The following is a 10,610-nucleotide window of genomic DNA, read 5'->3' as shown; positions in this document are numbered from 1 at the left end:
CCCTTCATGCCGCGTCCGACCGCGCTCCCCGACGAGCCCACCGTGCTCGTGTCGACCTACCTCGAGCCCGAGCTGGTCGAGAGGATCGCCACGGAGCTGTCCGTCGAGGTGCTCTACGACCCGGCGCTGCTCCCGACGCCGAGGTACGGCAACGACCACGGGGGCGTGCGCCCCGAGCTCTCGACCGACGAGGAGCAGCGCTGGCTCGACCAGCTGGCCCGCGCGGACGTGGCCTTCGACTTCGACTGGCGCGCACCGGAACAGATGTGGGCCAACGCGCCTCGTCTGGTCTGGGTGCAGGCGACGAGCGCGGGTATCGGCGGCTTCGTCAAGCGGTACGGGCTGGACGGGGGAGAGGTCGTGCTGACGACGGCGGCGGGGACCCACGCCCGGATGCTTGCCGAGTTCGCGCTGGCCGGTGTGCTGCACTTCGTCAAGGACGTCCCGCGCCTCAGGGCCCACCAGGGCGAGCGGCGCTGGGAACGGCACGTCAGCGGGCAGCTGGCCGGCCGCCGGGCCACCGTCGTGGGCCTCGGCTCGATCGGGCGCCAGGTCATCGAGACCTTCGCCGCGCTCGGGATGCGGGTCACCGGCGTCGGGCGCGAGGGCGGCACCTACGACGTGCCGCCGGGGACGCGCGTGGTGACGACGGCCCAGCTCGACGAGGTGCTGCCCACGTCCGATGTGCTCGTCCTCGCGGTCCCGCTGACCGACGAGACCGACGGGATGATCGACGCGCGCCGGGTCGCCGCGCTGCCGGACGGCGCGCTCGTCGTCAACGTCGCCCGCGGCCAGGTCATCGACGAGGTCGCGCTCACCGAGGCGCTGCGGACGGGACGGGTCGGCGGGGCGGCCCTCGACGTCTTCGCGGTCGAGCCCCTCCCGGCGGACTCGCCGCTGTGGGACATGGACACGGTCCTCGTGTCTCCCCACTCCGCTTCGACGGCGGCCTCGGAGAACCAGGTCCTCGTGGACCTCTTCATCGAGAACTTCCGCCGTCTGCGCGACGGGCGGCCGCTCCTCAACCGCTACCACGCGGACCGGGGGTACTGATGAGCACGTGGCTGCCCCACCGCGACGCCCTCGGCGCGCACTCATGAGCCTTCGCCGTGGCCTGGCGGCCCCCAACTTCGCCCGCACCCCGGAGGAACTGGTCCGCCTCGCGGTGCTCGCCGAGGAGGCGGGCTTCGACGGCTTCTTCCTCTGGGACCACATGGTCTTCGCCAACGACGGTCGCGGGCCGGACGTCCAGGACCCGTGGCTGGTCCTGGCCCTCGTCGCGGAGCGCACCGAGCGGATCACGATGGGCACGATGATCACACCCCTGTCGCGGAGACGGCCCTCGGTCCTCGCGAGGCAGACGACGACGCTCGACCTCCTCAGTGGCGGACGCCTCGTGCTCGGCGTCGGCATCGGGTCCCCGGCGCGGGGCGACTTCGAGCTCTTCGGGGACGAGGCCGACGCGGTCGTGCGAGCCGAGATGCTCGACGAGGGGCTCGAGGTTCTGCAGGGGCTGTGGAGCGGTGAGCCCTTTTCCCACGAGGGTCCCCACTACACGGTCACCGACGTCCGGTTCACGCCCACCCCGGTCCAGCGACCCCGCATCCCGGTCTGGGTGGGCGGCACCCTGCCGCGGCGTCGACCGATGCTGCGCGCCCTGCGCTGGGACGGGGCCGTCCCGATCACCTGGGCGGACGGACGCCTGGCGCGACCCTCGGTGGAGCAGATCCGGTGGGTCCGCGACCTCGCCAGGACGCACCGCGACGGCGGGGAGCGCGACTTCGAGCTGGCGGTGTGGGCCGAGGTCGCGGACCGACCAGGCTCCCTGGCGCCGGAGCTGCCCGACTACGTGGACGCAGGGGCGACCTGGTGGATCGAGACCGCCAAGCCCGAACCGGGGTGGTACGACGGACTCCTCGCCCGGATCGAGGCGGGCGTCTAGCCGCCTTCGGCGAGACCGGCTGCCGCCCCCGTTCGGGCGGCACTAGGCTCGCAGAGGCCGGCGTGCGTACACGCTCGTGGACGGAGGGGTGATGTCGCAGCTGACCGTGAGCATCGTCGGGCTCCGAGCCGTCGAGGCCCTCGCCGAGCACGGGTCCATCGCGGCCGCGGCAGCCGCCCTCGGCTACACCCCGTCGGCGGTGTCCCAGCAGATCGCCCGCCTGGAGCGTGACCTGGGGCAGGCCGTCGTCGAACGGCAAGGGCGGCGAGCGGTGCTCACGAAGTCCGGCGCGATCCTCGCCGACTCCGCCCGGCGGATCATCGTCGAGCTCGAGAGCATGAACGCGACCATCCAGGCGCAGGCGCAGACCGTGACCGGCGAGGTGAGCATCGCCGCGTTCCCCAGCGCGGCCCGGGGCATCCTGCCGTCGGCCATGGCGCGACTTCTGCGGTCGTGGCCCGCGCTCGACCTGCGCGCGGTGGAGGTGCCGTCCCACCGCGCGGCGCAGCTCGTGGGCTCCGGGGCGGTCGACGTCGCCGTGGTCCACGACTGGGAGGGCCTGCCGATGGAGGTCGCCGACGGCCTGCGCGGTCGACACCTCGGCGACGACGTCTCCGACGTCCTCGTGCACGAGGAGCACCGGAATGCCGCGGGTGAGGAGGTCGACCTCCGGGACTTCGAGGGGGACCGGTGGCTCTATGAGCCCGGCTCGGTTGCGCACGAGCTCCTCGAGAAGGTCTTCGGCGCGACAGCCGGTCAGCTGGTGCTCGGTCACCAGGTCAGCGAGTACCCGACCCAGATCGAGATGGTCGCAGAGGGGCTGGGTATGGCACTCGTCCCGAGGATGGGGCGGGGCCCGTTGCCGGCGTCGGTGCGGGTGGTCCGGGTCTCATCGCCGCCGATGCGTCGGATCCACGCTCTGTGGCGATCCTCCGCTGACGGTCGCCCGGCCATCACCGCGACCGTCGATGAGCTTGCGCGAGCCTGCGGGACCGGGGACCTCGGGGGTTGACGGCCGCAGAGCGGCATGAACCGTCCGAGGGCGTCGACGTCGCCGGGCGGGACAGGTGGTCGTCGCCGGGACATCATGGTGCGCCGCCGGTCCCACACTGAATGGCCGGCGATGGCTGGAGTCAGTGCAGCGAAGCGGCGGACGAATGAGCGGCGATCGACCACGGGACGACCGAGCCCCACCTACACGCGCACCGCCCCGACTGCTCAGGGCCTTTGAAGCACACCACCGGCGAAGCGACCTCGTCGCGCAGTTCATGCGCCACCATGACCGTCTTCCACGCGGCAGATGAGTACGGACGGCCGAGAAACCGTGCCATCACCGTGGTGTCGCGGACGCTCGCGCTCGTCGGCACGAGTGATGAACTCGATCAGTGGCTGCGGGCGGACGTCGCAGAGAGCGGCCGGATCGGCCGTGTCGCGTCCCGGAGGCCGACCGCTGGGATCTGTTCTTCCGGGTCGACAGCGATGACGACCTCGACATGATGTGGGGCGACGTCGGAACCCTCTACTGGCTGGCACGCACGGGCGACCCTGCGAGCGACGACCCCACCGCGATCTCGTTCACCTGGCAGTGCTGCTGAACCACCGTCACGGACTCCGCGTCGTCGCCGCCAGTCGCGGTGCGGCGCAGGGGACATCAGCCCTGACGCGACCGTCCCGGCGGGCTACGCTCGCCAGATGACGGACGACGCGACACCTGCCGATCGTCGGGCGGCGGCTCGTCGTGGATGTACCCGATGGCTGGCCGGGCACGGTGACCTCACGCCCCGGCGGTGGCTCGTGGAGCTGGCCGAGGCAGCGACGGCGCCCGACCTCGACCGGTACGGCGCCGGCGGCGAGGTCGAGGCGCTGGAACACGAGGTGGCGCAGCTGTTGGGCACCGAGTCGGCGGTGTTCATGCCCAGCGGGGTCATGGCGCAGCAGGCCGCGATGCGCTCCTGGGCCGAGCGGTCGTCCACCGACGCGGTGGCCGTGCACGGGCTCTCCCACTTCGTGGTGCACGAGCTGGACGCCCTGTCCGAGATGCACCACCTGCGGGTGCAGCACCTGACCGACGAGCCACGTCCCGCGACCGTCGCCGACCTCGACCGGCTGGCCGGGCCGCTGGCCGCGGTGAGCCTCGAGCTCCCCCTCCGGGATGCCGGCTACCTGCTGCCCTCGTGGGAGGAGCTGGTCGCCTTCACCGACCGGGCGCGCGAGCGGGGCGTGCCGGTCCACCTCGACGGGGCCCGGTTGTGGGAGAGCCAACCCTTCTACGACCGCACGCACGCGGAGATCGCCGCCCTGTTCGACTCCGTGTACGTCTCGTTCTACAAGGGACTCGGTGGGGTCGCCGGCGCCGCGTTGGCCGGTCCGCAGGACCTGGTCGCGCAGGCCCGACGCTGGCGGGCCAGGCACGGGGGGACGCTGTTCTCGATGCTGCCCTACGCCGTCGGCGCGCGTGACGGGCTGCGCCGCCGGCTGCCCCGGATGGCGGCGTACGCCACGCGGGCCCGGGAGCTCGCCGCGGGCCTGGGCTCGGTCGACGGCGTGCGGGTCCACCCCGACCCGCCGCACACCAACGCGTTCCGGGTCTTCGTGGACGCCCCGGTCGAGGCGCTGGAGGAGGCGACCCTCCGCGCCATGGAGACCGACCACGTCGCGCTGGCGAGCTGGTGGCGCCCGGCCGAGGTGCCGGGCTGGGCGATGACCGAGCTCACCGTGGGCGACGCGACCCTCGACTGGGACATCGAGGACCAGCTGGCCGCGATGAGGACCCTGGTCAGCGCCGCGCGTCGAGGTGCTCGCGCAGGATCCTCATGACGAACCGGTGGTCCTCGAGCTGCGGCAGCCCGGAGACCCCCATCCACCCGACGACGCCGGCTCCCCGGACGTGCAGCGGGACGGCGCCGCCGGCAGCGGCGAACCGCGACGAGGGCAGCGCGAACTTCTCTGCGAGAGTAGTCCCTTGGTCCTTGCACAATCGGGCGACGTACAGCGAGGAGCGTTCGAACCGCATCACCACGCGCCCCTTGCGGCGCAGCCACTCGTCGTTGTCGCGGGTCGAGCCCGGGAGTGCGCAGTGGAACAGCTGGCGCTCTCCTCGCCAGACCCCGACCGCGATCGGCAGCCTCTGCTCCAGGCCCGCCTCCACTGCCTCGCGGCGCCATCCTCGGCGCAGTGCCAGCACGTGCGGTCCGTGGCCACCGCGCGCATCCACGGACGAGTGGGCAATGTCGGCCCCGTGGTCCTCGGCGAGGTCCGCGAGACGTTGGCGCTGCTGCTGGACGTCTGACCTCGGCCCGGCGTCCCCTCAGGCGACGTCCATCGCCTGGCCGCCGGTGATGCGGATCAGCTCGTCGTAGGTCGTCGCGAAGACGGCGTGGCTGTGGCCGGCGGCCGCCCAGACCCGGTCGTAGCGCCCGAGGGTGACGTCGACGACCGTCCGCAGCCGCTGCGGATGCCCCACGGGCGCGACGCCGCCGATGACCATCCCGGTGTGCTCGCGGACGAAGTCGGGGTCGGCCCGTTCGAGCGCGTCGACCTCGAGGAGGCTCGCGACCTTCGCGGTGTCGACGCGGTGCCCGCCCGAGGCGAGGACGAGCAGCGGCGTGCGGCTGCCGTCGGCGCCGACGGTGACGAAGACGAGGCTGTTGGCGATCTCGGCGGGGGAGACCCCGAGCGCGTCCGCGGCGGCCTGCGCGGTGCGGACCGCCCCGGGCAGCTGGCGCAGCTCGGGGCGGACGTGGTGCAGGGCGAGGGTCTCGAGGACCCCGGCGACGCGCCGGTGGGTCGTGAGGTCGCGCTCCGGAGGGGGTGCGGCGGCCACGCCGGCGGGGTCGGTCGACATGACCGCAGCGTAGTGACGCGGGGCCCCGCGCGGGAGGTGTGCGGGAGGTGTCGCGGCGCCCCGGACGAGCCGGTCCGGGTCCTCGGAACCGCTTGACGGGATGTCGGGACGGGGGTCTACAGTGGTCATCAGGTCGAACACGCGTTCGAACATCCCCCACCGGTCCACCGGCCCCGCGAGGTCGCCGGGCGATCGGTCCTGCCCGTCCGGAGGTGCCTCATGGTGCGTCGTCACGACGACCCGCTCGAGGTGGCGGGGGCCGACCCGGCTCCGCGCTCCTTCGTCTGGCGTGGGCGGCGCTACACCGTGTGCGCCGTCCTCGACGCCTGGCAGGAGCGGCGCGCCTGGTGGCGCGAGGTGGGGGAGGACGGTACGGCCACCGCGACGGAGCGGCGGGTGTGGCGGGTCGAGGCCCGCCCGCCGTCCGGGCCGGTCGGGGTCTTCGACCTCGGCCGTGACGACGACCACTGGCTCCTCCTGCGGGCCCACGACTGAGACGGACGAGACCGATGCCCCACGCCGCCACCACCCTCGACCTCCTCGAGCGCTCCCGTGCCTCCCTCGCCGACGCGTGCGTCGCGGGCCGGGCCTCCACCCGCTACCTCGCGGCCTCGCTCGCCGCGCTGCGTGCCGCCGCCGCGCTCGTCGCCTCCCGGCCGGCGCCCGAGGCCCCCGGCGCCGGGCCGCACGACGTCTGGGCGCTCGTCGCCCGCACCGCGCCCGAGCTCACCGAGTGGGCCGAGCGCTTCGCCGCGGTGACCGGGCACCGGGTCGGGGTCGAGACCGGCCTGGTCCGGGTCACCGCCCGCGAGGCCGACGACCTCCTGCGCGACGCCGAGGTCCTCCTCGACCTCGTCGCGGCCCGCCTCGGGGTCCCCGTCGCCCCCGCCGCCCGCCGGCTCGCGCCCGTCCGCTCCGCCTGAGGCCCGCCGTGCCCACCGCCGACGGGTTCGCCCACCTCCATGTCGCCTCCGGCTACTCGATGCGCTACGGCGCCTCGCAGCCCGAGGACCTCGTCGCCCGCGCCGTCGACCTCGGTCAGGGCGCGCTCGCGCTGACCGACCGCGACGGCCTCTACGGCGCGGTCCGCTTCGCCCAGGCGTGCGGCGCGGCGGGCGTCGACCCCGTCCTCGGGGTCGACCTCGCCGTCGAGGACCTCCTGCCCGCCCCGCCCGTGCGGCGGGCGCGCACGCCGGTGCGCGGCGGCGCGATCGTCGACCCGCGCCGGCCCCGGGTCACCGTCCTCGGCCGGGGCGGCGGCGGGGGAGCGGCCGCGGGCGCCGGCTGGGCCTCCCTCTGCCGCCTCGTCACCGAGACCCACCTGCGCGGCGAGCGCGGCGTCCCGGTCACCACCCCCGCCCTCCTCGCCCGGTGGACCGCGCCGGCCGGTGACGACGCCGCGGCCCCCGCACGCCTCGTCGTCCTCCTCGGCCCCGACTCCGACGTCGGGCGGGCCGTCCTCGCCGGGCAGCGCGAGCACGCCCGCGACCTCCTCGCCCGCTGGCGCGCGCTCCTGCCGCGCGACGGCCTCGCCGTCGAGGTCGTCCTCCACGGTGGCCCCGAGGGCACCCCCGGCTGCCGGTCGCACGCCGGCCGGATGCTCGCCCTCGCCGACGCCGCCGGCGTGACGGCCGTCCTCAGCGCCGCCGTCCGGCACGCCGAGCCGGGGCAGGTGCGCACCGTCGACGTCCTCGACGCCGCGCGCCGGCTCGTCGTCCTCGACTCCCGCCACCTCGACCGGGTCACCGACGCCGGCCACCTCGCGAGCACCGCCGACATGCACGCCCGGGCCCTCACCGTCACCGGTGGCGACACCGCCCGCGCGCAGCGCCTCCTCGCGATGACCGCGCGGGTGGCCGCCGAGTGCGTCCAGCACGCCCGCGACGACCTCGGCATCGGCGCGGTCCACCTGCCCGAGCCCGAGATCCTCGGCATCGAGCCCGGCACCGACCCGATGGACGTCCTCGCGCAGCGCTGCCGCGCGGCGGTCGGCCGGCGCTACCCGGACGCCACCGACACCGAGCGGCAGGTCGTCCTCGACCGCCTCGACGCCGAGCTCACCGTCGTCCGCTCGCTCGGCTACCCGACCTACTTCCTCACCGTCGCCGAGGTCACCGACCTCATCCGCGCGCGCGGTGTACGGGTCGCGGCCCGCGGCTCGGGCGCCGGCAGCCTCGTCAACCACCTCCTCGGCATCAGCGGGGTCGACCCGATCCGCCACCGGCTGCTCATGGAGCGGTTCTGCTCCCCGCTGCGCGCCGAGCTGCCGGACATCGACGTCGACGTCGAGTCCGCCCGCCGCACCGAGATCTACGAGGCCGTCCTCGAGCGCTTCGGCGGCGAGCGCGTCACGTGCGTCTCGATGATGGACACCTACAAGGTCCGCCACGCCGTCCGCGACGTCGGGGCCGCGCTCGGGATGCCCCCGCTCGAGGTCGACGAGATCGCCAAGGCCTTCCCGCACGTGCGCGCCAAGGACGCCCGGCACGCCATCGCCGACCTGCCCGAGCTGCGCAGCCGCGGCCTGGACTCCCCGCGGATGGCGCAGTTCTTCGACCTCGTCGAGTCCCTCGACGGCCTGCCCCGCCACATCGCCCTGCACCCGTGCGGTGTCGTCCTGTCCAACGCCGGGATGCTCGACCGCACGCCCGTCGAGGCGTCCTGGCTCGGCTTCCCGATGAGCCAGCTCGACAAGGACGACGTCGAGACCCTCGGCTTCCTCAAGCTCGACGTCCTCGGCATCCGGATGCAGTCCTCGATGGCGCACGCCGTCGCCGAGGTCGAGCGGGTCACCGGCGAGCGCATCGACCTCGACGACGAGGCGCAGGTGCCGCTCGACGACCCCGACACCTTCGAGCTGATCCGCACGACCCGCACCCTCGGGACGTTCCAGATCGAGAGCCCCGGCCAGCGCGAGCTCGTCGGCAAGCTCGGGCCGACCGCCTTCGACGACCTCATCGTCGACATCTCGCTCTTCCGGCCCGGCCCGGTCAAGTCCGACATGATCACGCCGTTCCTCGAGTCCCGGCATGGCTGGCGCGAGACGCGCTTCCTCCACCCGAGCCTGGTCCCCGCGCTCGCGGAGACCGAGGGCGTCGTCGTCTTCCACGAGCAGGTGCTCCTCATCGTCGCCGAGACGACCGGGGTGAGCCTGGCCCAGGCCGACGAGGTCCGCCGCTCGATGGGCACCCCGCACGGCCAGCAGGAGGTCGAGGCGTGGTGGCGCCCGGCGGCCGCGGCCCGCGGCTACGCGGCCGAGGACCGCGACCGGATCTGGGAGGTCCTCAAGTCCTTCGCGTCCTTCGGGTTCTGCAAGGCGCACGCCGCGGCCTTCGCGCTGCCGACCTACCACTCGGCGTGGCTGAAGACCCACCACCCGGCGGCCTTCCTCTCCGGCATCCTCACGCACGACCCGGGGATGTACCCCAAGCGGCTGCTCCTCGACGACGCCCGCTCCTTCGGCATCCCCGTGCTCGGCCTCGACGTCAACGCCTCGCGCGAGGTGTACCGGATCGAGCCGGTCGAGGAGGCCGCCCCGGACCCGCGGCCGGGATGGAAGCAGGACCCCCAGCCCTACGGCATCCGGCTCTCGCTCGCCGACGTCAAGGGCATCAGCGAGGCCGAGGTCGCCCGCGTCGTCGCCGGCCAGCCCTACGCCGACCTCGGCGACTTCTGGGCCCGGGCCCGGGTCAGCCGCCCGGTCGTCGAGCGGCTCGTCCTCGCCGGTGCCTTCGACTCCCTCCACGGCACGACGGCCGACGGTGGCCTCGGGCGGCGCGGCCGGGTCACCCGCCGCGACCTGCTCCTCCACGTCGCCGAGCTCGACCGCTGGGACCGGGGGAGCGGGCGTCCCCGCCCGAGCCGCCGCCGTGCCCTGCCCACCTCGGCCGCCCGGGAGGTCGAGGACGCCGGGGTCGACGTCCGGCTGCGCGCGGCCGCGCAGAGCCGGGCCGCCCGCGAGGTCGTGCCCGCCGCCGAGCAGCCGACCCAGCTCACCCTCGACCTCGGCGACCGCCCGCGCCTCGTCGCCGGGGCCGGGCTGCCCGAGATGACCGGGGCCGAGCGGGTCCGGGCCGAGCTCGACGTGCTCGGCCTCGACGTCTCGAGCCACGTCGTCAGCTTCTACGAGCCGCTGCTCGAGGCCCTCGGGGTCACCCGCAGCCGTGACCTCGTCGGCTCCCGGAGCCGCTCGGAGGTCTGGGTGGCCGGGGTCAAGGTCGCGACCCAGACCCCGCCGGTGCGCTCCGGGCGGCGGGTGGTCTTCCTCACCCTCGACGACGGCACCGGCCCCTCGGACTGCACCTTCTTCGAGGACGTCCAGGGCCCGTACTCCGGCGTCGTCTTCCACTCGTGGCTGCTCCTCGTCCGCGGGGTGCTGCGCCGCACCGGCGACCGCGGCGTCTCGATCCGCGCCACCGGCGCGTGGGAGCTCGCGGCGCTCTGGGACGCCTGGCAGCTCGGCGGGCTCGAGGCCGTGCGGGCCGCCGTCGCGGCGGGGGAGGCCGAGGCGGTCGCCCGCGCCGAGGCCGCCGAGCACGCCGCCCGCGAGGCCGCGGAGCGCTCCGGGCGCCGGGTCCTCGTCCACGCCTCGGGCTTCCGCCAGTCGCCGTACGCCGACATCAAGCCGGCGGGCGCCGACCCCCGCGCCGGCCGCGGGGCGCCGGTCCTCGACCACCCGGGCGGGATGCCGCGGCCGGTCCCGGGCACGCCCCCGGGGCGGGTCGTCCCGGCCGCGGCGGCCGCGACCCCGGCGCTGCCGCCGCGCAAGCTGTGGCACGCGAGCCCCGGCAGCTCGGGACACTAGGGTGGGCACCGCACCAGCGC

At 74.9% G+C, this 10,610-nt stretch carries 11 protein-coding genes; 9 read left to right on the top strand and 2 right to left on the bottom strand.

The window, feature by feature from the left end:
* The first annotated feature begins 6 nt into the window (after positions 1-6).
* From KMZ30_RS03890 to KMZ30_RS03870, 6 genes are all read left to right on the top strand, one after another.
* Positions 7-1,053 carry a D-2-hydroxyacid dehydrogenase gene (locus KMZ30_RS03890; RefSeq protein ID WP_215511510.1) on the top strand — a complete coding sequence of 349 codons (1,047 nt, stop codon included), beginning with the start codon at positions 7-9 and terminating at the stop codon, positions 1,051-1,053.
* 43 nt (positions 1,054-1,096) lie between these two features.
* Positions 1,097-1,942, top strand: coding sequence for an LLM class flavin-dependent oxidoreductase (locus tag KMZ30_RS03885; RefSeq protein WP_207021624.1), 846 nt, complete (start codon positions 1,097-1,099; stop codon positions 1,940-1,942).
* 91 nt (positions 1,943-2,033) lie between these two features.
* Positions 2,034-2,954, top strand: coding sequence for a LysR family transcriptional regulator (locus KMZ30_RS03880; RefSeq protein WP_207021625.1), 921 nt, complete (start codon positions 2,034-2,036; stop codon positions 2,952-2,954).
* Between the two features lie 266 nt (positions 2,955-3,220).
* Positions 3,221-3,439, top strand: a complete 219-nt coding sequence (locus tag KMZ30_RS21450; protein ID WP_226901687.1) for a hypothetical protein — start codon at positions 3,221-3,223, stop codon at positions 3,437-3,439.
* Positions 3,436-3,537 carry a hypothetical protein gene (locus KMZ30_RS22605; protein ID WP_264318884.1) on the top strand — a complete coding sequence of 34 codons (102 nt, stop codon included), beginning with the start codon at positions 3,436-3,438 and terminating at the stop codon, positions 3,535-3,537. The genes KMZ30_RS21450 and KMZ30_RS22605 overlap by 4 nt, the downstream gene beginning before the upstream one ends.
* A gap of 97 nt (positions 3,538-3,634) precedes the next feature.
* Positions 3,635-4,759, top strand: coding sequence for a threonine aldolase family protein (locus KMZ30_RS03870; protein WP_215511512.1), 1,125 nt, complete (start codon positions 3,635-3,637; stop codon positions 4,757-4,759).
* On the opposite strand, the gene KMZ30_RS03865 is transcribed toward KMZ30_RS03870, so the two are convergent.
* Both KMZ30_RS03865 and KMZ30_RS03855 read right to left on the bottom strand, forming a co-directional pair.
* Positions 4,719-5,126, bottom strand: coding sequence for a heme-degrading domain-containing protein (locus KMZ30_RS03865; RefSeq protein WP_215519861.1), 408 nt, complete (start codon positions 5,124-5,126; stop codon positions 4,719-4,721). The genes KMZ30_RS03870 and KMZ30_RS03865 overlap by 41 nt on opposite strands.
* A 123-nt stretch (positions 5,127-5,249) precedes the next feature.
* On the bottom strand, positions 5,250-5,786 hold the full coding sequence (locus tag KMZ30_RS03855; RefSeq protein ID WP_215511513.1) for a YbaK/EbsC family protein: 537 nt from the start codon (positions 5,784-5,786) through the stop codon (positions 5,250-5,252).
* A 222-nt stretch (positions 5,787-6,008) separates the two neighbouring features.
* Between KMZ30_RS03855 and KMZ30_RS03850 the strand changes: the two genes are divergently transcribed.
* The 3 genes from KMZ30_RS03850 to KMZ30_RS03840 are packed head-to-tail and all read left to right on the top strand — an operon-like array spanning position 6,009 to position 10,590.
* Positions 6,009-6,281, top strand: a complete 273-nt coding sequence (locus KMZ30_RS03850) for a DUF6504 family protein (RefSeq protein ID WP_372449518.1) — start codon at positions 6,009-6,011, stop codon at positions 6,279-6,281.
* 14 nt (positions 6,282-6,295) lie between these two features.
* On the top strand, positions 6,296-6,709 hold the full coding sequence (locus tag KMZ30_RS03845) for an SAV_6107 family HEPN domain-containing protein (RefSeq protein ID WP_036830319.1): 414 nt from the start codon (positions 6,296-6,298) through the stop codon (positions 6,707-6,709).
* An 8-nt stretch (positions 6,710-6,717) separates the two neighbouring features.
* Positions 6,718-10,590 carry a DNA polymerase III subunit alpha gene (locus KMZ30_RS03840; protein WP_308279551.1) on the top strand — a complete coding sequence of 1,291 codons (3,873 nt, stop codon included), beginning with the start codon at positions 6,718-6,720 and terminating at the stop codon, positions 10,588-10,590.
* Positions 10,591-10,610 lie beyond the last annotated feature (20 nt).

The sequence above is a fragment of the Phycicoccus mangrovi genome, from assembly GCF_018729305.1.
Taxonomy (GTDB): Bacteria; Actinomycetota; Actinomycetes; order Actinomycetales; family Dermatophilaceae; genus Phycicoccus; species Phycicoccus jejuensis.
The sequence above is the reverse complement of the archived record's forward strand: the minus strand, read 5'-3'. Positions and strand labels throughout refer to the sequence as shown.

Bases quoted from the DNA above. Each gene is read 5' to 3' on its own strand.
- KMZ30_RS21450 (WP_226901687.1), top strand. From the start codon at position 3,221: ATGACCGTCTTCCACGCGGCAGATGAGTACGGACGGCCGAGAAACCGT.
- KMZ30_RS03880 (WP_207021625.1), top strand. From the start codon at position 2,034: ATGTCGCAGCTGACCGTGAGCATCGTCGGGCTCCGAGCCGTCGAGGCC.
- KMZ30_RS03855 (WP_215511513.1), bottom strand. From the start codon at position 5,786: ATGTCGACCGACCCCGCCGGCGTGGCCGCCGCACCCCCTCCGGAGCGC.
- KMZ30_RS03870 (WP_215511512.1), top strand. From the start codon at position 3,635: ATGACGGACGACGCGACACCTGCCGATCGTCGGGCGGCGGCTCGTCGT.
- KMZ30_RS22605 (WP_264318884.1), top strand. From the start codon at position 3,436: ATGATGTGGGGCGACGTCGGAACCCTCTACTGGCTGGCACGCACGGGC.
- KMZ30_RS03845 (WP_036830319.1), top strand. From the start codon at position 6,296: ATGCCCCACGCCGCCACCACCCTCGACCTCCTCGAGCGCTCCCGTGCC.
- KMZ30_RS03890 (WP_215511510.1), top strand. From the start codon at position 7: ATGCCGCGTCCGACCGCGCTCCCCGACGAGCCCACCGTGCTCGTGTCG.
- KMZ30_RS03885 (WP_207021624.1), top strand. From the start codon at position 1,097: ATGAGCCTTCGCCGTGGCCTGGCGGCCCCCAACTTCGCCCGCACCCCG.